Source organism: Amycolatopsis sp. CFH S0740 (assembly GCF_004522315.1).
Classification (GTDB): Bacteria; Actinomycetota; Actinomycetes; order Mycobacteriales; family Pseudonocardiaceae; genus Amycolatopsis; species Amycolatopsis nivea.
In genome coordinates, this window is record NZ_SDLS01000002.1 from 38,977 (window position 1) to 60,468 (window position 21,492).

Annotated in this window: 17 protein-coding genes; 6 read left to right on the plus strand and 11 right to left on the minus strand. The window is 70.1% G+C overall.

The features are described 5' to 3' along the window. Window positions 1-28 precede the first annotated feature (28 nt). Window positions 29-208, minus strand: coding sequence for a hypothetical protein (locus EIZ45_RS03455; RefSeq protein WP_037807827.1), 180 nt, complete (start codon window positions 206-208; stop codon window positions 29-31). A gap of 92 nt (window positions 209-300) precedes the next feature. Here EIZ45_RS03455 and EIZ45_RS03460 point away from each other — a divergent pair, with 92 nt between their 5' ends. Then, window positions 301-2,541 (plus strand): helicase-associated domain-containing protein, encoded by a 2,241-nt coding sequence (locus tag EIZ45_RS03460; RefSeq protein WP_134661887.1) that lies wholly within the window; start codon window positions 301-303, stop codon window positions 2,539-2,541. A 117-nt stretch (window positions 2,542-2,658) separates the two neighbouring features. Here the strand turns inward: EIZ45_RS03460 and EIZ45_RS03465 are convergent, their stop codons facing one another. From EIZ45_RS03465 to EIZ45_RS03490, 6 genes are all read right to left on the minus strand, one after another. Further along, entirely contained in the window at window positions 2,659-3,675 is a 1,017-nt protein-coding gene (locus EIZ45_RS03465) for a DUF742 domain-containing protein (protein ID WP_043827295.1), read from the minus strand. Window positions 3,676-3,678: 3 nt separating this feature from the next. Further along, a complete protein-coding gene (locus EIZ45_RS03470; RefSeq protein ID WP_009083953.1) occupies window positions 3,679-4,110 on the minus strand; it encodes a roadblock/LC7 domain-containing protein in 432 nt (143 codons plus the stop codon). A 453-nt stretch (window positions 4,111-4,563) separates the two neighbouring features. Continuing rightward, the gene (locus EIZ45_RS03475) at window positions 4,564-5,169 is read right to left on the minus strand and encodes an ATP/GTP-binding protein (protein WP_037807836.1); all 606 of its coding nucleotides are present in this window, start codon (window positions 5,167-5,169) and stop codon (window positions 4,564-4,566) included. Further along, window positions 5,150-5,926 carry a DUF742 domain-containing protein gene (locus EIZ45_RS03480; RefSeq protein ID WP_037807839.1) on the minus strand — a complete coding sequence of 259 codons (777 nt, stop codon included), beginning with the start codon at window positions 5,924-5,926 and terminating at the stop codon, window positions 5,150-5,152. Before EIZ45_RS03480 ends, EIZ45_RS03475 begins: the two co-directional genes overlap by 20 nt. A 27-nt stretch (window positions 5,927-5,953) precedes the next feature. After that, the gene (locus tag EIZ45_RS03485) at window positions 5,954-6,430 is read right to left on the minus strand and encodes a roadblock/LC7 domain-containing protein (protein ID WP_369871052.1); all 477 of its coding nucleotides are present in this window, start codon (window positions 6,428-6,430) and stop codon (window positions 5,954-5,956) included. Beyond that, window positions 6,427-9,507, minus strand: a complete 3,081-nt coding sequence (locus EIZ45_RS03490; RefSeq protein WP_205671770.1) for a nitrate- and nitrite sensing domain-containing protein — start codon at window positions 9,505-9,507, stop codon at window positions 6,427-6,429. The genes EIZ45_RS03485 and EIZ45_RS03490 overlap by 4 nt, the downstream gene beginning before the upstream one ends. 701 nt (window positions 9,508-10,208) lie before the next feature. Here EIZ45_RS03490 and EIZ45_RS03495 point away from each other — a divergent pair. Genes EIZ45_RS03495 through EIZ45_RS03510 form a run of 4 tightly spaced genes read left to right on the plus strand, consistent with a single transcriptional unit; the run spans window position 10,209 to window position 13,643 of the window. Continuing rightward, on the plus strand, window positions 10,209-11,171 hold the full coding sequence (locus EIZ45_RS03495; RefSeq protein ID WP_043827376.1) for an ABC transporter substrate-binding protein: 963 nt from the start codon (window positions 10,209-10,211) through the stop codon (window positions 11,169-11,171). A gap of 1 nt (window position 11,172) precedes the next feature. Beyond that, the gene (locus EIZ45_RS03500) at window positions 11,173-11,940 is read left to right on the plus strand and encodes an ABC transporter permease (RefSeq protein WP_037807847.1); all 768 of its coding nucleotides are present in this window, start codon (window positions 11,173-11,175) and stop codon (window positions 11,938-11,940) included. Further along, window positions 11,937-12,761, plus strand: a complete 825-nt coding sequence (locus EIZ45_RS03505; protein WP_043827293.1) for an ABC transporter permease — start codon at window positions 11,937-11,939, stop codon at window positions 12,759-12,761. Before EIZ45_RS03500 ends, EIZ45_RS03505 begins: the two co-directional genes overlap by 4 nt. A 15-nt stretch (window positions 12,762-12,776) precedes the next feature. Beyond that, a complete protein-coding gene (locus EIZ45_RS03510) occupies window positions 12,777-13,643 on the plus strand; it encodes an ABC transporter ATP-binding protein (protein WP_134661889.1) in 867 nt (288 codons plus the stop codon). A gap of 56 nt (window positions 13,644-13,699) precedes the next feature. On the opposite strand, the gene EIZ45_RS03515 is transcribed toward EIZ45_RS03510, so the two are convergent. The 4 genes from EIZ45_RS03515 to EIZ45_RS03530 form a co-directional block, all read right to left on the minus strand. Then, entirely contained in the window at window positions 13,700-14,917 is a 1,218-nt protein-coding gene (locus tag EIZ45_RS03515) for an acyl-CoA dehydrogenase family protein (protein WP_205669806.1), read from the minus strand. A gap of 101 nt (window positions 14,918-15,018) precedes the next feature. Further along, complete coding sequence (locus EIZ45_RS03520; RefSeq protein WP_134661891.1) at window positions 15,019-16,659, minus strand: protease pro-enzyme activation domain-containing protein; 1,641 nt, start codon at window positions 16,657-16,659, stop codon at window positions 15,019-15,021. 326 nt (window positions 16,660-16,985) lie between these two features. Next, window positions 16,986-17,663, minus strand: a complete 678-nt coding sequence (locus EIZ45_RS03525) for a copper homeostasis protein CutC (protein ID WP_134661892.1) — start codon at window positions 17,661-17,663, stop codon at window positions 16,986-16,988. 3 nt (window positions 17,664-17,666) lie between these two features. After that, window positions 17,667-20,336: a nitrate- and nitrite sensing domain-containing protein gene (locus tag EIZ45_RS03530; RefSeq protein WP_134661893.1), complete on the minus strand. Its 2,670-nt coding sequence runs from the start codon at window positions 20,334-20,336 to the stop codon at window positions 17,667-17,669. Window positions 20,337-20,472: 136 nt separating this feature from the next. Between EIZ45_RS03530 and EIZ45_RS03535 the strand changes: the two genes are divergently transcribed. Beyond that, a complete protein-coding gene (locus tag EIZ45_RS03535) occupies window positions 20,473-21,492 on the plus strand; it encodes an ABC transporter substrate-binding protein (protein WP_134661894.1) in 1,020 nt (339 codons plus the stop codon).

The window sequence follows — 21,492 nt, forward strand, 5'->3', positions numbered from 1 at the left end:
CGCGGCGCTCCCGAACGCGGTCCGCAGGTCAGCGGTTGATCTCGGTCTCCGGGTGCACGTACGGCACCTGCTCGAGCGGGAAGGCCAGGTCGCCGAACGGCGAAAGCGCTCCCTGCCGGTCCGAGGACAGCTCGGTGACCGGGTGCTCGCCCGGTTCGCCCGGCCACGTCGGGTCGATGCCCTTGCTCTGCTTGTCGCCCTTCGCCACTGCTTCCTCCGAGGCCCTCGTCCGGCAAACTCGCACACAGTCTGCCCGAACACGTCTCGTGCGCGCGCACCCGCCCGGTATCCTGGGTGTCTATGCCCGCGACCTCTCTGGCGGACTGGCTGCGTGCGGAGTCCGACGACGCACTCGCCGAACTGCTGCGCACGCGTCGCGATCTGTCCACCCCTCCTCCGTCCGACACCACCGTGCTCGCCACCCGCGCGGGCACCCCGGGGTCGGTCGCCCGCGCCTGCGAAGACCTCGACACGTTCACCCTCGCGGTGATCGACGCGCTGCTGGTCGCCGGTGCCGACGTCGAGCCGACGCCGGTGTCCGCGGTGACGGCGCTGGTCGGCCGCGACGTGAGCGAACCGCTCGCCCGGCTGCGCGCCCGGGCGCTCGTCTGGGGCGCCGACGAGGAGTTGCGAGTGCCGCCCGCGGCCCGCGACGCTCTCGGTCCGTTCCCGGCCGGGCTCGGCGCACCGTCGCCCGCGCTGGCCGCCACCGACATCGACGCGCGGCTCGCGGAGGTCGGCGACGACGAGCGGGCCGTGCTCACCGCGCTGGCCGCCGGGCCGCCGATCGGCCGCACCCGCGACGCGAGCTTCGACGTCGGGCTGTCCGACGCGGCCACGCCGGTGCAGAAGCTCCTCGCGCGCGGCCTGCTGCTGCGCCGGGACGACCAGACCGTCGAACTGCCCCGCGAACTCGGCCTGCTGCTGCGCGGCGGGCACGCGTTCGAACCGGACACGCTCGTCGAGCCGGAGCTGCCCGTCCATCCACATCGGACGGACACAGTGGACGAAACCGCGGCTGGCGAAGCGATGGAGTTGTTGCGGCAGACCGAGTCTCTGCTGCGGATGTGGTCGGATTCGCCGCCGCCGGTGCTCAAGGCAGGCGGACTCGGCGTACGCGAGCTGAAGAAGATCGCTAAAGATCTCGAGGTCGATGAGACTCGCGCGACGCTGCTCGTGGAGCTGGTCGTCGGCGCGGGACTCGTTGCGGACAGCGAAAACACCGCCCCTGAATACGTGCCCACCATGCTCACCGACAGCTGGCTCGCGTCGCCTTCGGTACAGCGGTGGATGACGCTCGCGCAGGCGTGGCTGGAACTTCCCCGGTTGCCCGGGCTCGCCGGTGGCCGCGACGCGAAGGACAAGCCGATCGCACCGCTGTCCGAAGAGCTGCGACGGCCGCTCGCGCCGGTTTCTCGGCACCGCGTGCTTACCGCGCTGGCTGAGCTGAATCCGGGTGCAGGCGTGAAAAGTGTCGACGAGCTAGTCGCGGTGCTGGCTTGGCGCGCGCCTCGGCGAGGCGGCCGGCTGCGCGACGACACCGTCCGCTGGACCATGGCCGAAGCGACCGCGCTGGGCCTGGTCGGTCTCGGTGCCCTCACCACCGCTACCCGGCTGCTGCTGGAGGACGACCGCTCCGGCGCTGTCGAGGCGATGCACGACGCGCTGCCCGCACCCGTCGACCACGTCTTGGTGCAGGCCGACCTGACGGTTGTCGCGCCAGGCCCGCTGGAACCGGAACTGGCGGCGGACATGGCCGCGGTCGCGGACGTCGAATCTGCTGGCCACGCAACGGTTTACCGCGTCACCGAGCCGTCGGTGCGGCGCGCGCTCGACACCGGACGGACCGCCGACGAACTGCACGCGATGTTCCGCAACAAGTCGGCGACCCCGGTGCCGCAAGGCCTCACGTACCTGATCGACGACGTCGCCCGCCGCCACGGCCGCTTGCGCGGTGGCACCGCAGGGTCGTTCCTACGCTGCGACGACGAAGCGCTGCTCGCAGAAGTCCTCGCGAACCCGGTCGCCGCCGAGTACGACCTGCGACTGATCGCGCCGACGGTGCTGATCAGCTCCGCGCCGCTGGCCGAGGTACTGGAAGCCTTGCGCGGCGCGGGTTTCGCCCCCGCGGCGGAGGGCCCGGACGGTCGGGTGGTCGACCTGCGCCCCACCGGACGCCGCCTGCCCGCCCGCGCCCGCGCGGCCCGTGCCCGGCCGGGCGAACAAGCGGTGCTGACCGACGAACAGGCGACGCGGATCGTGTCGAATCTCCGTGCAGGAGACCAAGCTTCGGCCCGCCGCCGCGGTTCGACGGTGCGCGCCCCAGGCGGCGGCGGTGCGGACACGACGGCGACGCTCGACCTGCTGTCCCGCGCGACGCTCGAACAACGCGAAGTGTGGATCGGCTTCGTCGACTCCCGCGGCACGGCTAGCCAGCGCGTGGTACGCCCGCTGCGGGTCGGCGGTGGGGTGCTGGAGGGTGCGAACCATGAGCGGTATCCGTTGCACCGCATCACTTCCGCTGCCCTGGTCGAGGACTGAGATCGCACGGCCGAAAGGTACGTGAGGGGAACCCTGAGGGAATCTGATTCCCTCAGGGTTCCCCTCACGTACATCTCTACCGCGCGCACCGGTCAGCGCCGCACCCGCGGCGCGCGGTCAGAGGTTGCGCAGCCCCTGCAGCACCCGCTCCATGAACTCCCTCGACGAACGGTCGCCCAGCACCAGGTCGGTCTGGTGCAGCATGACCAGCCCGATGTCCGCCATGTCCCCCACCAGGACCTTCACCACGCCGAGCGGCAGGTGCAGGTGCGCGGCGATCTCCGCGACCGACCGGGTGTCCAGGCACAGATCGCAGATCCGCCGGTGCTCGATCGAGCGCACTCCGCGGTAGCGGCGGCCCTCGTCGCTGGTGGAGACCAGGGCTTCCAGCGCCAGATTGTGGTCCGAGTGAGTACGCCCGCGGGTCCGCGCGTACGGCCGCACCCGCGACTTCGTCGGCTGTACAGGCGGCTCGGGCTGCGCGGGTTCCTCTTCGGACCAGAACCGGTCCAATTCGGACACCCCGGAAGCCGGTCCGGGGTCGGAGTACCGATCGTCGGCTGGGGGCTCTTCGGCCAGCGCGTGCCTGCTGCGGGTGGCCTGCTCGACGTGCTGGCGCTGGTACGCCGAACCTTCCGGGACCACGCGGTCGTCCGGGCCGGGCGAACCGGCGTACTCGTCGAACGAGTACGGGTCGTGCGCCGCGGGACGGCTCGGCGGGGGCGGCGGTTCTTCCCAGCGCTGCTGCTCGGGCTCTTCCCACCGGTGGTTCGGCCGCGGCTCTTCCCAGTAACCGGATTCGCCGTCCTCGACCCATTCGTAGCCGTCGTCCCAGCTCTCCTCCTGCACCGGAGCCGGCACCGGAGCGGGCGGCGGGGCCACCGCCTGCTGCACCGGGCGCGGCGCGACCGGCGCGGGAGCCGGGCGAGGCGCGGGCTCCGGACGCCGGGCAGGCGGCTGGGCATGCCGCGAAGCAGGCGGCGGAGGCGTGGCCCGAGGCTGCCGATGCGGCAGCCGGAGGCTCAGCGAACTCATGTCGTACCGGCTCGGCGAGTCGAACGACTCCCGTTCCGTGCCTTTGTGGAGGGCGTCCCAGGCGCCCGTGTCCTGGTCTCCGAAACCCGAGATCTTCATCGGCTACCCCAGCACCCCGCCGCCCTGCAGCTGCGCGCGCAGTTCCGGCGTGATCTGCTCGCCGACCCGCTCGACCAGCAGGGTCATCTCGTACGCGACTGTCCCGATGTCACACGTCGGCGCGGCCAGCACGGCCAGGCAGGACCCGTCCGAGACCGACATCAGGAACAGGTACCCGCGTTCCATCTCGACCACGGTCTGGTTCACGCCGCCCGCCTCGAAGCACCGCGCCGCGCCCTGGGTCAGGCTGATCAGCCCGGACGCCACCGCCGAGAGCTGCTCGGCGCGTTCCTGCGGCAAGCCCTCCGACGGCGCGAGCATCAGTCCGTCCGCCGACACCAGCACCGCGTGCGCCGCACCCGGGACCCGGCGCACGAAATCCGAGATCAGCCAGCTGAACGTGCCCTGGTCCGCTGGCCGGTCGGAATCGGTCACTGCCCCTCCAAGCTCCTCGAACGCTGCCGGACGCCCGTTCGCCGCCCTCGGGCCATCCTCGCCCGGCCGCGGTGAAGTCGTCGTTCCAGCGTATTCACGCACCCGGTCGTGTCGAGCGTGTGCCCGGGCACGGTACGTGTCTGCCGGATGTAACGTCGCGCGAACGCATGCACAACCACGCATTCGCGGGTCACTCGGTGGTGGCGGCGGCCACCGTGCGCAGCGGGATGTCCGTGCAGGTCACCGCCGGTCCGACGCCCCGATCAGGGGCGGCCGGCCTCGGCCGCGAGCGGGACAGGACTACTCAGCTGCCCCGCTCGGAGGCACCACTCCCCGAAGCGGGTGAAGCCCGTGGAGTTCACTCCAACGGCCGCACCCGAGCCGGGGTGTAACGGGAATCTGGGAGTCGGCGCAAGCCTCCTTCGCAGACGGCGGCGGGGACCGCGAACGGGACTAGCCCGCCCGTAAAGCCGTGTCGTGCGCGATCGCGTGCTGCACGACCGAGATCAGCACCTGCTTCGCCGAGTCCCGCTCGCGCGCGTCGCACGCCATGATCGGGACCGACGGCGAGATGGTGAGCGCGTGCCGCACGTCCTCGATCTGGTGGTGCAGCAGCCGGTCGAAGCAGTTGATCGCCACGACGTAGGGCAGCTTCCGGTTCTCGAAGAAGTCGATCGACGGGAACGCGTCCGCGAGCCTGCGCGTGTCCACCAGCACGACCGCGCCGATCGCGCCGACGGCGAGGTCGTCCCACATGAACCAGAACCGGTGCTGGCCCGGCGTGCCGAACACGTACAGCACCAGGTCGGAGTCGAGCGAGATCCGGCCGAAGTCCATGGCCACCGTGGTGGTCGACTTGTTCGGCGTGGCCGACACGTCGTCGTGGCCCACGCTGGCCTCGGTCATCATGGCCTCGGTGGTCAGCGGGTCGATCTCGGAGATCGCCCCGACCAGAGTCGTCTTGCCCGAACCGAACCCACCCGCGACCACGATCTTGGCCGACGAGGTCGGACCCGTCTGCGGTGTGTTCGCGTCGGAGTCAAATTCTCCGAAGCCCACTGAGCACCCTTTCCATGAACTCGATACTGGGGCGGTCGCCCGAATTCGTGCTGCTGCTCGTGTGCACGAGCACCAGGCCGAGGCCCGCCACGTCACCAATCAGCACCCGCACCACGCCGAGCGGAAGCCGCAGGAGCGCGGCCACCTCGGCGACCGACCGGGTGTCGAGGCACAGGTCGCAGATCGACCGGTGCTCCGGCACGCGGACGCGGTCGAGCACCCTGCCCTGTTCGCTCGTCGACACCAGCGCCTCGATCGCGAGGTCGTAGGTGGGCTTCGTGCGTCCGCGGGTGCGGAAGTAAGGCCGGACCAGCCCGGAGGTCTCCACCTCGGCGGGCTCGTCCACGTATTCGCCCGCCGCCTGCATCGGCAGCGCGGCGGCCAATCCGTTCGACGGGAAGCTCGAGGGTCCCGGCGACCCGTCGCGTTCGGCGCTGAACGCGGCGAACTCGGCCGAGTCGTACAGCGGTCCGCTCGCCCCGCCGAACAGCTCCGAACCGGGGCCGCCGAGCAGCCGCTCGCGGTACCCGGGCACCGCGGTGATGCCCGGCTGCTGCCCGGCGTTGGAATCGGTCAGCCAGTTCGGCGGTTCGCGCACCGGTTCGGAATCCGCGGCTTGGACGTCCCTCGAACGCCATTCGCGGTCGACCCGGTCCCGGAAGGACTTCCAGTCCTCCCGGCTCTGGTCCCGATCGCCCCAGCCCCCGGTGTGCTCGTCACCGAGCCGGCCGTCGCCGCGCAAGCGCCCGTCGTCCACGGTTTACTCCTGTAGTCCTAGGTCCGCCTAGCGACGGACCGCAGCGCCCTGCAGTTGTGCCCGCATCTCCGGTGTCAGCTGCTGGCCGACCCGTTCGACCAGCAGAGTCATCTCGTACACCACCAAGCCGATGTCGCTTTCCGGCGAACCCAGCACCGCGAGGCACGAGCCGTCGGACACCGACATCAGGAAGAGAAATCCGTTCGCCATCTCGACCACGGTCTGCGCGACCGGGCCGCCCTCGAACACCTTCGCCGCACCGCGCGCGAGGCTGGTCAGCCCCGAGGCGACGGCCGCCAGCTGGTCCGCCCGGTCCTTCGGCAGCCCGCGCGAAGACGCGAGCAGCAGACCGTCGGCCGAGACGACCACCGCGTGCGCCGCACCGGGCACCCGGTGGACGAAGTCCGTGATCAGCCACGCGAAGCTGCTCGCCGCGCTGCCGCCGGCCTGCCTGCCGTTCGGCTGCACCGAGCCGCCTCCCGGCTGCACTCCCGCCCGTGTCACTCTCGCTCCTCACTGCTGTCGCTCACATACCCGGCCCCGGTGACGCGAACCCCGTCGTCGTCGAGCCGGGCGTCCGGCGGCCGCTCCTTCAGTGCGTGCCTTCCGGACTTGTACCCACGCTGGAAGCTTGCCATCCGGCTGCGGGCAGCCGTCGCCGAGCGGGTGATCGCACCCGTTCCGGGCATTCCGGTGGTCGCGTCCGTGAACGAGTTCTGCTGCGCCGGTTCCGGCGCGTTGCCGATCGAGCCGGGGACCAGGTACGCGTTGGGCACGCGTTTGGGCAGCCCGGCGGGCGTGATCTCCTCGTTCTTGGATTCGAGCAGCGACTGCGCCGCCTGCCATCCCTCGTCGGAGACGCTGTGCCAGCTGTCGTCCTCCGGCTCGTCGGAACCGGGGTAGAGCGGCGTCGACTCGAGCGGTTCACTCGCCTGCTGCCGCACCGGCTCGGCCGGAGTCTCGTCCCGCTCCCGCGGCTCGGCGGCGGGAGCCTCGGCGGCTTCCGGCTCCGGCTCCGACGCGGCGGACTGCGCCGTTCCGGTGCCGGGCTCGCTGTCCTCGCCCTCGCTGAACCAGCGCGACAGCACCGACTGGTAGATCGGCAGCCGCCGGGTCGGCACGTCGTCCTCGAGCGCGGCGGAACCGTCCGGCTCGGCGGGCGGCTGCTCCTTCGGCGCTTCCGGAGCGACGTACTTCGGCTCCCGCTTCGGCAGCACCAGCGGCGGGAATTCGGTCTGCGCCAGGCTCGCGCCCTCGCCGTACGACTCGCGAGTGAGCGGCGCGAGGTCTTCCGCGGTCGGCCACGCCGGGGCTTCCGAGGCGGGCGTCGCCGGGCTGAGGAACGGACCGGCCGCGCGGTTGCCCGCGACGAGGTCGTCGAGGCTGATCGGCTGGTCGAGCGGGACCAGTCCGCCGTTGTCGGACGCCGCGCCGGAGCCGGTCGAGCCCACCGCCTCGGTCAGCTCCGCGGCCGCGGGCGGCGGCGAGAGCGGAAGCGGGTTCGACGGTTCCGGCTCGCGGTTCAGCGGCGGAAGGCTCGGGTGCGAGACCTCGTTGCGGTTCGGCGGCGGCGGGGTGTTCCGCATCGTCGGCGGAACCGTCCGGACCTGGGTGAGCAGCTCGACCGGGACCACGACGCGGGCGATCACGCCGCCCTCGATGTCCTCGTTCTCGCGCAGCCGCACCTCGATGCCGTGCCGCTGGGCCAGCCGCGCGACCACGTACAGACCCATCCGCCTTGTCACCGACACGTCCAGGTCCGGCGGGTCGGCGAGGCGCTCGTTGACCTCGGCGAGGCGCTCCTCGCTCATCCCGACGCCGTGGTCGGTGACCTGGATCGCCAGCGCCTTCTTGCGCGTGATGACCGCGCGGACGGTGATCTTGGTTTCCGGTTCGGAGAAGTAGGTCGCGTTGTCGAGCAGTTCCGCGAGCACGTGCACGAGGTCGTGGATCGCGAGGCCCTGCACCGCGACCTCGGGCACGATCCCGATCTCGATGCGGGCGTACTGCTCGATCTCCGACACGGCCGCGCCAATCACGTCGGCCGCCGGCACCGGCTTGGGCACCGACTTCGCGAGGCCCGCGCCCGAAAGCACCAGCAGCGATTCGCCGTTCCGGCGCAACCGGGTCGCCAGGTGGTCGAGCTCGAACAGGCTCGCGAGATGGTCCGGGTCCTGCTCGTCGGCCTCGAGCCGGTCGATGACGCCGAGCTGGCGTTCCACCAGCCGCTGCGACCGCCGGGAGAGGTTCACGAAGATGCCGTTGACGTTCTCGCGCAGCAGTGCCTGTTCGGCGGCCATCTTGACCGCCTGCTCGTGGACCACGTCGAACGAGCGCGCCACTTCGCCGATCTCGTCGCGGGTGAGGACCGGGACCGGGTCGACCGCCTTCTTCGAGGCGTTGACCGGGTCCGGGTCGTCCAGGATCGCCTGCACGGTTTCCGGCAGCCGGGTGTAGGCGACGTCCAGCGCGGTCTTCCGCAGCACCCGCAGCGGGCGCAGCATCAGCCGGGCGATGACGAGCATCAGCATCAGCGCGGCGACCAGCGCGGCGAGGACGATGACCCCGCCGACCCACGCCGAACGCACCGCGTTGCTGGCCAGTTCGTCGGCCTGGGCGCGCAGCTGGGTCAGCAGGTTGACCTCGACCGCGCGCAGTTTGTCCGCGGCGACGGTGGAGTCCTGGCCGAGCTTGGTGCCGTCGAGGTTGAGCGGCTGGCTCTGCTGGGCGAAGGAGAACGCCTGTGTCTGCAAACGCCGACGCTCGTCGACCTCGGGTCCGGAGTAGGTGTCGTTGTAAAGCTGGACCTGGTCGCCGGTGGCGTTGGCGAGGAACGCGGTGATCGACGCGTCGCCGCTGGCCTCGGCGGCCCGGGTCTCGTCGATCAGGTTGCCGGGGAAGCCGTCGCGGAACGCGGCGATCTGCAGCGCGGAGTCGCCGCGGAGGATGAACTCCTTCGCCTCGCTGATCGACTGCGTGCTCGTGCCGAGGCGGAGCAGGTCGCGGTTGGTGGTCGCGGTGGAGACCTCGCGGCCGAGCTGGATCAGCGAGTCGAGGACCGAGGAGTAGGTGTCGAGGACCGCGCGGTCGGAGTAGGCCGAGGTGGTCATCGCCGCGCGCAGCGGGCGCAGCGCGTCGAGGCGCTGGAGGCCGTGCGCGTAGCGGTCGCTGGCCGCCTGGTCGTCGTTGTCGAGGTTGACCGCGGCGTTGCGCAGGTCGTCGACGTCGCGGTCGACCTTCGCCATCTGTGCGTCGAGGCCGGTCTGGCGCAGCGGGTCCGCCGACGAGATCCGGACCACCGCCAGCGCGCGCTCGCGCTGCAGGTCGTGCACGACCGCGGTGACCTTCTCGGCGAAGGCGACCTGGTTGGCGGTGTGGTTGAGGTCGACCGCCGACCGCACGTCGTCGACCACGCGCAGCACGCCGAGCACCAGCGCGGTGATCGTGGGGATGAGGAGAATGAGCGCGAGCTTCGACCGCAATCGCCAGTTGCCGAGCGCGAGCCAGGACCGCTGCTGCGCGGTCCCCGCGTTCTCCTGAGCGGAGGCCTCCCCTGCCCCCGCGGTGTCTTCGTTCGGCACCGCCGCACCACCGTCCGGGCCCGAGGGGCCCGTTGATTCCGAACCTGCCGTGCTCGTGGCCACTACGCGCACGCTCCCGGCAGGTAATCCGCCACCTGAGTGGTCTGGACCGCGTCCCGGACTGTTACACCCTTTCGAGTGAAAAGATCGACTTCGCGGTGCGGCTGCCCGTCGCCTCGGGCGCGGAATCGGTTCAGGTCTGACATGACGTTCGGTCCCCGCACGTGGTCGATCTCTTAGTCCGTTCGGCCGAGGCCACCCCCCACCGGCTCGTCGCCGGAGTACGCGGAGAGCCCTTTTCCCAAGTCCGGGCTCTCACTACATCGGTGGTCCACACCTCACATTGCCGGAGCAGAGGGTAGCGAACGCTTGGCCCATTTGTAACCCTCCAGAAGTTGCCCGGAGAGCACCCAGGCAGCGGATCAAGGCCCATCGGGCACCCACGGGTCGTTCACATACCCCGACATACCAGCGGATTCGATCACCTGATCGAGTGACCAGCACCACTTCTGAATCGTATATGAACACCCATTGTGAGTGATCGTCCTGGTTCTCTACAGTAGCCGCGTGACTCCGGACAATGAGCCACCTTCCCCCCGCGTCCATGCCAGACGCGGGCCCATGTGCTAGGAGCGACCTTGTTTGATGAAGCGGTGAGCAGCCGGCGCGACTACGGCAGGCGCGGGTTCCTGTCGCTCGCTATGGCGGGCGGCGTGGCCTTGACTGCCAGCGGATGCGGCCTGCTGGGCGGATCGGACGATTCGGGCAGCGCGAAGGGCGGCTCCGGGGTCGAGAAGGCGAAGATCAAGGTCTCGATCATGCCGACGATCGACGTGGTGCCTTTCCACCTCGCGGTCCAGAACGGCTACTTCAAGAACGAGGGACTCGAGGTCGAAGCCGTCGACGCCGCCAGCGGTGACGCGTCGCTGCAGAAGCTGCAGGCGGGCGAGGTCGACATCGCCTACGCGAGCTACACGCCGTTCTTCATCGCCAAGAGCAAGGGCGCCGCGGACATCAAGCTCGTCGCCGACGCCTCCTCGGCGGGCCCGAAGAGCACCGAAATCGTGGCGATGCCGAACAGCAACATCAAGAACGTGCACGACCTGGCGGGCAAGCGGATCGGGATCACCGCCACCAACACGATTTGCGACACGCTGACCAAGTCGGTCATGCGCGACAACGGCGTGAGCTTCACCGACGTGAAGTGGGTTTCGCTGCGGTTCCCGGACATCGGCCCCGCGGTCAAGCGCGGCGACATCGACGCGGGCTTCCTGACCGAGCCGTTCATCACGCAGTCGGCGAAGGTCAACGGGACGGTCGAGGTCATCGACACCGCTTCCGGCGGCACCAAGGACTTCCCGACCGCGGGCTACGGCTCGCTCGGCAAGTTCACCGACGCGAACCCGAAGACGGTCGCCGCGTTCCAGCGCGCGATGCTGCGCGCCACCAAGGAATCGGCCGACCGTTCCAAGATCGAGCCGCTGATGATCCAGTTCTCGAAGGTGGACGAGGCGACCGCGAAGATCACGAACCTGCTGACCTTCCAGTCCACTTTGGACGCCCGGCGCATCCAGCGGGTGCCGGACCTGCTGCAGCAGTTCGGTTCCATCCAGTCGAAGATCGACGTGCAGTCGATGATCGTCCCGCAGGCGAACGCGTCCTGACGTGCGCCTCGTCCGGAACCTGACCGGCCTGCTCGGCTTCCTCCTGATCTGGGAGGCCGTCGTGCGGGCCGGTCTGATCGACCAGAACGACCTTCCCCCGCCGACCGTGGTGTTCGCCCGGATCGGCGAACTGTTCGGCGACGTCGAATTCGTCCGCGACGTGGTCGCCTCCGTGCTCGCGTGGCTGATCGCGCTGCTCATCTCGATCGCCATCGCGGTCCCGGCAGGCCTGCTGCTCGGCAGCGTCCGCTGGCTGCGCGACGCGACCAAGGCGATCGTCGAATTCCTGCGGCCGATTCCTTCCGTGGCACTGATTCCGCTGGTGCTGATCGTCGTCGGCGGCGGCCCGGAAGCGAAGATCACCCTCGCCGTGTACGCGGCGGTGTGGCCGATTCTCTTCAACACCATTTACGCGCTGGCCGAGATCGACCCGCTGCTGCTGGAAACCGCGCGCACGTACGGAACTCCGCGTTCGCGGGTGCTGACCTCGGTCGCGCTGCCGCACGCCGCGCCGTTCGTGTTCACCGGGATCCGGTTGTCCGCGGCGATTTCGCTGATCCTGGTGATCAGCACGGAATTCCTTGCCGGGGCGAAACTCGGCATCGGGCAGTTCGTGCTCGAAGCCAGTTCCGGACCGGGCCGGATGGACCTGGTGCTCGCCGGGACGGTGGTCGCCGGGCTGCTCGGCTTCCTCGTGAACGAGGGCCTGGAACGACTGGGCAACCGGCTGTTCCGCTGGAGTAACGCTGTCGAAGGAGCCGCCGCGTGAGTGTGGTCGAAAAACCCTCCACCGTCACGCGCCGGATGAGCCGCGGGCTCAGCGGGTTCGCCCGCAAGTGGCTGCTGTTCGCGATTCTGGTGGTGCTGTGGGAGATCGCGGCGCAGCTGAGCGAAAACGTGTTCTTCCCGCCGCCGTCGAAGATCGCCGCCGCGGCCGCGAAACTGTGGTTCTCCGGCCCGGCCTCGCACCTGTTCCTCGGCGAGCCGGTGTTCGACCACATCCTGCCGAGCCTCGGACGGCTGCTCGGCGGCTGGCTGCTGGCGGTGGTGATCGGCGTCGCGCTCGGCACCGCGCTGGGCCGCTCGCGCACCGGAATGGATTACGTGGGACCGCTTTTCGCGTTCTTCCGCGCCATTCCGCCGCCCGCGCTCGTGCCGGTGTTCATCATCCTGTTCGGCATCGGGCCGGGCATGCAGACCGCGACGATCATCTTCAGCTCGCTGTGGCCGGTGCTGATGAACACAGTGGACGGGGTCCGCTCGGTCGACAAGGTCAAGGTCGAAACGGCCCGCGCGTTCCGGACGCCGAAGCGGTACTGGATCGGGCTGGTCGTGCTGCCCTCGGCGCTGCCGAAGATCTTCGCCGGGCTCCGGGTGTCGCTTTCGATCGCGCTGATCCTGATGGCGATCTCCGAACTGGTGGGGGCGCTCAACGGCATCGGCTACGCGCTGCTCGCCGCCCAGCGTTCGTACGACTTCGACCAGATGTGGGCGTGGATCGTGCTGCTGGGCATCCTCGGGTACGGGTTCAACGCCGCGCTGCTCGGCATCGAACGCCGGGTGCTCGGCTGGCAGCCCGGCCGGAACTAGGAAGGTTTTCCCGTTATGTCGACCATGCTCGAGGTCTCCGGCCTCAGCCACCGCTACGGCAGCGGCGAGTCCGCGCACGTCGCGGTCAACGAACTGTCGTTCACGGTGGAGACCGGGCAGCTGGCGTGCATCGTCGGCCCGTCCGGCTGCGGCAAGTCCACCCTGCTGCGCGCGATCGCCGGCCTGATCCCGCCGACCGCGGGCACGGTGAGCCTGCACGGCGACCGCGTCACCTCGGTGCCGGACGATCTCGCCGTGGTGTTCCAGGACTACAGCCGCTCCCTGTTCCCGTGGCTGTCGGTCGCGAAGAACGTGGAATTCCCGCTGCGCTGGAGCAAACTCGACAAGGCGACCCGGCGTGCCCGGGCCGCCGAAGCGCTCGAGGCGGTCGGACTTTCGGCCGCGGTGAACAAGTACCCGTGGCAGCTTTCGGGCGGCATGCAGCAGCGGGTGTCGATCGCCCGCGCGCTGGCGAGCCGTCCGGCGCTGCTGCTGATGGACGAGCCGTTCGCGTCGGTGGACGCGCAGACGCGGTTCGAACTGGAAGACCTGCTGCGCCGGGTCCAGGTCGAACAGGGCACGACGGTGTTGCTGGTGACGCACGACATCGACGAAAGCGTGTACCTCGGCGATCGGGTGCTGGTGCTGTCGAAGTCGCCGGCGCGGATCGTGGCGGACCTGAAGGTGGACCTGCCCGCTCAGCGGGACCAGATCACGACGCGGGAATCGGCGGAATTCGTTTCGCTGCGCGGTGAAGTGGCCCGGCTGCTGCACGGTCCGGCCGTGCAGGCGGCGGCCGACCTGGCGGAGCAGGAGGCGGCGGAGGCCGCTGCCTCCGAGGCGACGGGCACGTCTGAGGAGAAGGCTGCGGCGGAAAGCTGAGAGCCTCGTGAGTGTCTATGCCGGTTCTAACCGGCATAGACACTCACGAGCGCCCCTTACGCCTTGGCTCGGGAATCCGGTCCGGTCTCGTCCGGGCCGATCTCCGGCAGCGTCCGCACGCCCAGCACGTTCGCCCCGACCAGTTTGCGGGTCGCCAGGTTGCCCATCGGCATGAACGTGCTCGCCTGCACGTCGCGCCACATGCGCTCGAACGGCAGCGCCTTCGTGTATGACATGCCGCCCAGCGCGTCGACCAGCCGCTGCATCACCTGGACCGCGTTGTTCGCCGCCGTGTACTTCACGATCGCGCTGCGGGCCACGCCGTCCTGGATGTCGCCGGTGAACAGGCGGCGGCTCGTCACCTCGTCGGCCTGGCGGTAGATCAGCGCGCGGGAGCTTTCCAGCAGGATCTGGCATTCGCCGATCACGTCCTGCAGCACCGGGTCCTCGGCCTTGCCGCGCTGGACCAGCGTCCGCACGGTCCAGTCGAGCGCACCGGCCGCGATTCCGGTGTAGACCGCCGAGAACGCGGGCATCGCCCACGCCCAGACGGTTTCCAGCACCCGCGAGTCGAGGTGTTTCACCGGCAGCGAGTGCACGACCGCGGCGTCCTCGACGAACACCTTGTCCAGTTCGACGTCGTTGCTTTGGGTGCCGCGCATGCCCATGGTGTTCCACGTCTGGTGGATCGTGACGCCCGGCGCGTCCAGCGCGATCTGGCACAGCAGCAGCCGCGGGCCGCCGTCGGCGTCCTCGTAGCGGGCGGTGGTGGAGCAGTGCGTGGCGACCGCCGAGTTGGTCGCGAAACTCTTGCGGCCGGACAGTTCGAAACCGCCTTCGACGCGGACCGCGCTGGTCTTCGCGTCCGTCATGTCGTTGCGCAGGCCCGTTTCGCTGGTGATCGACGCCCAGACCAGTTCGCCGTCCACCGCTTTGCGCAGCAGTTCCGCCAGCCGGGGCGCCTTCGTGCGCCGCCAGACGCTCGCCCACTGTCCCAGCGGGGACAGGTGCATCGTGAACGCCAGCGCGGTCGCGCCGTCGCCCATCGCGAGCCGTTCCAGCACCGGCAGGATTTCCGGCAGCCCGGCCCCCGAACCGCCGAGTTCCTCCGGGACGGACAGCCGGAGGAAGCCAGCTTCCCGCAGGTCGTCGTAATTCTCGTGCGGGAACGTGTTTTCCCGGTCGTGCTCGGCCGCGCGCTCGGCGAAAATGTCCGCGAGCTTGGCGGCACGGTCGACGAGGGCCTGCTGCTTCGGCGTCAGGAGAGGCTGCACCCGGCCATCAAAACAGCGTCCCGGATCTTGGTCAATCGGCCGAACGCACGGGAGCGCCTGTCCCGGGTGGACCCCAGGACAGGCGCTCCCGTGCGGTGCGCTCAGCCGATCAGTTTGGACAGTCCGGAGCCGTTGAACGAGCCCCAGCCGGTCGTCTGGTCATAGCCCGTGCCTGCGGAGAAGCCGGTGGTGCCGTTGAAGGTGTTGTTGCCGGTCGTCACGTCGTGGAAGCCGGAACCGTACGAGGAACCGTTGCCGATGCTGTAGAACTTCGCGTTCAGGTTGCCGAGGCCGCCCTTGTGGACCTCGTTCTGCAGCGCCGCGAAGCCCGCCCACAGCGGAGCCGCGCCCGAGGTGCCCCACACGTTCCCGGTCTGTCCGCCGGAGATGATCGTGTACGCCGAACCCTGCGCGGCGTCCCCGGCGACGTCCGGGACCTTGCGCTTGGTCGTGCTCTGCTTGGACTGCCACGACGGCGCGGCGAAGATCGTCGAGATGCCGCCGCCGCCCGCTCCGCCGGAAGCACCGTCGTTCCACGTCGTCTCGCTGCTGTAGCCGTTCGACGAGTTCACCGTCAGCTGCGTGCCGCCGACGCCGGAGACGTTCGGGCTCGACGCCGGGAAGTCCACCGCCTGGGCCTTGCTGCGGGTCTGGCGGGCGCAGTCGGTGGTGCCGTCGTCGCCCGCGGCGGCGAAGTAGCTGATGCCCTCGGCGGTGCCGGTCGCGAGCGCCTTGTCGACGCTGTTGGCCGCGGCCGAGCCTTCCGCCGCCTCGCAGGAGCCCCACGAGATCGAGACGACGCTGACCTTCTTGTCCGACGCGATCTTCTGGTACATCGCCAGCTCGCCCGCGTTGGAGTTCGGGGCCTCGTACACGTAGTCGTTCGCCGGGGCGGCGAGCGCGTGCACGACCTCGATGTCCAGGTCGACCTCGGTCTGGCCGTCGCCGGGGCTCGAGTCGTAGTTGGCTCCGTTGACCGAAACCGTGCTGACCGAACCGCCCTTGAGGCTGTACTTGGTGTCGTACGCGGTGATGTCGGACTTCTTGTATCCGTCGAACTCCACGAAACCGACATTCACGCCCGCGCCGGTGGCGGACATGCCGCTGGTGCCGTACGCGGTTTTGAGGATGCTCGGCGTCACCGGCTTGACCGTGCGCGGCGCCTGCGTCGGCTTCGCGTGGTGCTTCACCGCGTGATTGTCGAGGCCGACGACCGAATCGACCACCGAGGACACCGAAGCGGGCAATTCCGGCGCGGAGTCGTTGGCGTAGAACTTCCGGCCGGTGACGGTGTCGGTGTAATTGCCGATGCGCGTATGGAAGGCGGATTCCAGCTGTCCGGCAGTTGCCGAGAAGGTGATCGCCTGGCGGTTTCCGGAAACCTCAATACCCTGCGCACCGCTGCGTTTGAGGAAATTCACCGCCTGATCGGCTTCGGCTTGCGTTGGGCCGAACGCAGCAGTGAATTGCTCCGGAGAGAGGAATCGGTGGTACTGCGGCGAGGCCGGGTCCTGCACGTCGGCGAGGAAGCGGGCGAGCGCCTGCTGGTTGTGCAGTTTCAGGGACAGGGCGGCGGGAATCTGCTGCTCAGCGGCGACGTCACCGGACCGCGCGCTGGCGGCGAGCGGTGCGGCGTTGCCGGAAAGGGCGACCAGCGGATCGGCGTTCGCGACGCCGGCCACGGACAGGCACAGCAACGCCGGCAGCGGAACCGCGGCGGCGACGAGCTTGCGCAAGCGCATGAGAATTCCTCTCGAGAGGCGGGGACCGGGCCGGCTAAATCGCGGTACCGACCCGTATCCCCGACCCTAAAAAACCGCTCGAAACAAAGAAACCTACTTTTGGCTGACCTTAACGCGGTTGGTTTGTTTTCCACTTGCACGATTTATGACTGATTCCCGCCGCGATGTCCCGCCGCATCCGGAAACCATCGGACGTCGGAATGCGGAAGCCCCGGACAATCCGGACCCCTTGCGCACACACGCGCGCTGTGCTCGTCAAGCAAAAAAGGGAACCTTGCCGGAATTGGAATTCCCGGCGAGGTTCCCTTCCGCAGTGAAGCGGAGCGTCAGCCTTTGACGAGTTCGGCCCACTCGCGCACGGCGGCCGCGTCCACCGGAGCGTCCCAACCGGACGGACGCACCGCGCCGCCGACGTGGAACCCGCGCACGCCGCCGGCGCGCAGCAAATGCACCTGCTGCGCCCGCAAGCCGCCGCCGACCAACAGCGCCGGACCGTCAGTGCGCCGCGCCAGCTGCTGCAGCACCGACAGTCCACTCGCGACACCGTTCGCGTGGCCCGCCGCCAGCACGGTGTCGCAGCCGAGCTCGGCCAGCACGTCGTACGCGGCGATCGGGTTGCGCGAGCGGTCGATGGCGCGGTGGAACGTCCATGGCCGCCCGTCGATCTCCTTCAGCAGCGCGCGGCACGCGTCGGCGTCGACCTCGCCCTGCTCGGTCAGGAACCCGAACACGAACTCCTGCGCACCCGCGGACACCAGCCGGGCCGCCGAAGCGCACAGCTCGTCGATGGCGCGCGCGTCGAAAGTGTTCTCCGCGCGCAGCATCACGCGCACCGGCAAATCAGTGGCCGCGAGCACCTCGCGCACCGTCGCCTCGCTCGGGGTGAGCCCGTCGCTGGCCATGTCGGAGACGAGTTCGAGCCGGTCCGCTCCGCCCTCCTGCGCCCGCTCCGCGTCGTGGCAGCCCAGCGCGATCACTTCCAGCAGGGCGGTGTTCGAACTCATGCCTCATCCGTTTCGATCCAGTGGCGGGGTGTCTTCCCCCCTGGCGTGCCTGCCGCGCCGGAAGCCGCCTTGCAGGCTCGTCATCCGGGCGCGCACCGCGTCGGGGGAAAGCGAGAGTATCGGCCGCGGCTCCGGCTCCGCGGCGGGGCCGCCCGCCACGTCGGCGACCCGCAGGAACGGCCAGGTGTCCTCGGCGCCGTCCTCTTGTTCCAGGTGCTCCGGCGACGGCCACTCCGGTTGTTCGGCGTGCGCGGGCGCCGGCCATTCGGGGGCCGCCTCGTCCGGGTCTTCCGTTGGGAACTCCGGCGGCTCCTCATAGGCGTGCTCGGGCTCGGGTTCGAAGGCGGGCACCTCCGGCATCGGCGCGACCACCCGCGGCTCCGGCGCGACCGGCTCCTCCGGCGGCGCCGAGAGGTCGAACCAGCGCGACAGCACGTCGCGATAAGCAGGCATCCGGTCCGTCGGCGCGTCGATCTCCAGATGCGACCGCGACGCCGGGCCCGGCCACGACGGCGCCTCCTCGACCACCGGCGCGCGCCGCAGCGGACCGGCGTCGTCGAGGGTCGGCGCGACCAGTTCGGCGGGCTCCTCCGGCTCCTCGGCCGGGGCCAGCGGCGCGAGCGGGGCCAGCAGTTCCGGCTCGGGCGCGGGTTCCGGTTCGACCGGCGCGGGCGGCTGCGGCAGCGGCGGGGCCTCGGTGATCAACGCGGCCGGGACGACGACCGTCGCGGTGAGCCCGCGTCCCTCGGCCGGGCTCAACCGCACCGCGATGGCGTGCCGTTCGGCCAGCGTCGCGACCACGAACAGGCCCATCCGGCGCGACACCTCGACGTCGACCTCCGGCGGATGCGCCAGCCGCGCGTTGGTGCGGTCGATCTCCGCCTGCGGCATGCCCGCGCCGCGGTCGGTGATCTCGATCCGCCACGCGCCGTCGGCCGTCCGCGCGCTCTCCACGGTGACCGCCGTCTGCGGCCCGGAGTACCGGGTGGCGTTCTCCAGCAGTTCGGACACCACGTGCACCAGGTCGTTGACCGCGTCACCGCGCACCGCGAGCGCGGGGGCCGGGCCGAGCTCGATCCGCTGGTAATCCTCCACTTCGGACAGTGCGGCCCCGATGATCTCGTCGGCCACCACCGGTCCGGTGTCCTCGCGCACCAGGTCGGTGCCGGACAGCACCAGCAGGTTCTCGCTGTTGCGCCGCATCCGGGTGGCGAGGTGGTCGAGTTCGAACAGCCCGCCGAGGGTCTCCGGGTCCTGTTCGCCCGCCTCCATCCGGTCGAGCACGGACAGCTGCCGCTCCACCAGGTCCTGGCTGCGCTGCGACAGGTTGACGAACATCGCGTTCACGTTCTCGCGCAGCATCGCCTGCTCGGCGGCCAGCCGGACCGCCTCGCCGTGCACCGCGTCGAACGCGCGCGCGACCTGCCCGACTTCCTCGCGGGTGAAGATCGGCACCGGCGCGACCGCCGCCCGGTGCCGCAGGTTCTCCGGAGCCGGATCGGGCTCGGTGAGCAGCCGCTGCACCGCCTCAGGCAGCCGGTGGTCGGCGACCTCCAGCGCCGTGCGGCGCAGGATCCGCAACGGCCGCAGCAGCGAGCGCGCGATCACCACCGACAGGACACCGGCGACCAACAGGACGCCGATGACGATTCCGCCGTCCCAGATCGTCGAGGCGCGGGCGCTGGCGGCCCGCGCGTCCGTTTTCTCCTGAAGCTGGACGAGCAGCGCCTGCTGCACCTGGTGGGCGAGATTGACCGTGTACGTCGACGCGGTGTCCCACTGGTCCGCGTCCAGACCGGACAGCGGCTGGTTGTTCTCCGTGCGCGTGAGCGCCGACTCGACCATGTCGTTGCCGATGTCGACGACGATGCCGATCACCGTGTCCGAGTACATCCGCTGCTCGTCCGGAGTCGCGAAGGTGCGGTAGTCGCTGCGCGCGGCGGCCAGTTCGGCTTCCGCGCCGAGCAGCGCGCGCGTCCGGTCCCGGTTGAGCGTGCCCTGCGCGATCGCCTCGGACATGATCGCGCGCTTGACCGACATCTGGTCCTTGATCCGCGCGAGCGCGTTCCCGGCGAGCCGCAGCCGGGCCAGGTCGGGTTCGGTGACGTCGGCCGCGGCGGTGTCGCTGATGTCGAGCAGGCCGGAGATCAGCTCGCTGTAGGAACGGAGCACCGCGTCCGCCGGATACGCGGAGTGTTCAGCCGAATACCGAAGGCCGCCCAGCACTCGCAGCCGGTCGTCGCTCTGCTGCAGATCGCCCGCCGCGGATTCGTCGAGCCGCGATTTGCTGTCGGCGAGCGACCGCTCGAACGCGCCGATCGCCAGGTCGACGCGGGTGCGCTGGCCGACGAGGACGTCGGTGGCCCCCTTGCGGTCGCCCGCGACGAACCGCACCGTGACGTCGCGTTCGCGCTGCAACTGGTGCACGACCTCGGCGACCGTCGAGTCGATCCGGCAGCGGGCGGCGAACTCGGCGAGCTGACGGGCGTCGCGCAGGTCGCTGTTGACCCGGAGACCGACCAGCACGACCACGGCGAGCGCCGGGATCAGCAGGACGACGAAAAGCTTGGTGCGCAGCCGCCAGTTCCGCAGCCGCCAGCCGCCGCCGACCGGGCGCGAGGCAGCCGGATCCGTCGCGTCACCCGAACGGGGACGGTCGTCGCGACGGGTCACCTGTGCTTCCTTTTCCACCGCGGGGACCTCTGCCCACGGACGTCATCGGGCTCCAGCCGGAAACTACCGCTCGGTAGTTGCCGGCGAAAAGATCGGGAAGCCACCCTGGCGGGGGCACGGCCCTGCGGGCGATCGTATGGGCAGCGGCCCATACGATCCAGCACGAGGCAGAGATTCTCCCGGCAGGGGATGGCGAGTGAAAGCGACCGGTCTGAGGTTTGCGCTGGTGGCGACGTTGTTCGCACTCAGCGGCTGCTCCGTGTTCGGATCCAGTGACACCGGACAAGCGCAACCGCCGGAACGCGCGACGCTGCGGGTCGGCGTCGCGAGCCCGATCGACACCGCCCCGCTGCGGATCGCCGTCGCCGCGGGAAAGTTCCGCCAGGCCGGGCTGAACGTCCAACTGGTGGAACTCGGCGACAGCGACGGCGTGGAAAAACTGAAGTCCGGACAGATAGATGTGACGTTCGGCAGCGACGTGTCGCTGTTCCGCGCCGCCGGGTCCGGCACCGCGCTGCAATTGCAGGGCGAGGCGTACACCTTCGGCCGCACGACTATCGCGCTCGTCACATTGCCCGGTTCCGACTACTCCGAACCGACCGCGAAGAAGTCGCCGAAGATCGCCGTCGACTCGCCCGACGACATCGGCGCGCTCACCGCGCGGGCGGTCCTCGGCACGGCAGGCGTCGACAAGTCGAAGATCGAATTCGTGACCCGGCCGTTCGGGCAGATGCCCGCCGCGCTGCAGTCCGGCGACGCGGACGCGGCGCTGATGGTCGAGCCGTACATCACCCGCGCGGAGAAGGAACTGGGCGCGCAGGTCCTCGCCGACGGTTCGACCGGCGCGACGCTGGACTTCCCGGCGTCGGGCTACGCCGCGACCGGCCAGTTCGCCGCCGCGAACCCGCGCACGCTGACCGCGTTCCGCAACGTCCTCACCCAGGCCCAGCTCGCCGCGTCCGACTCGGCGAAGGTGCGCGACGCGCTGCCGTCGTTCTCCGACATCGACCAGACCACCGCCGCGCTGATCTCGCTCGGCAGCTACCCGACCACGCTGTCGGCGACCCGGCTGCAGCGCGTGGCCGACCTGATGCACAGCTCCGGGCAGCTGGCGAACCGGCTCGACGTGGCGGCGATGCTCCCGAACGCCTTGTGA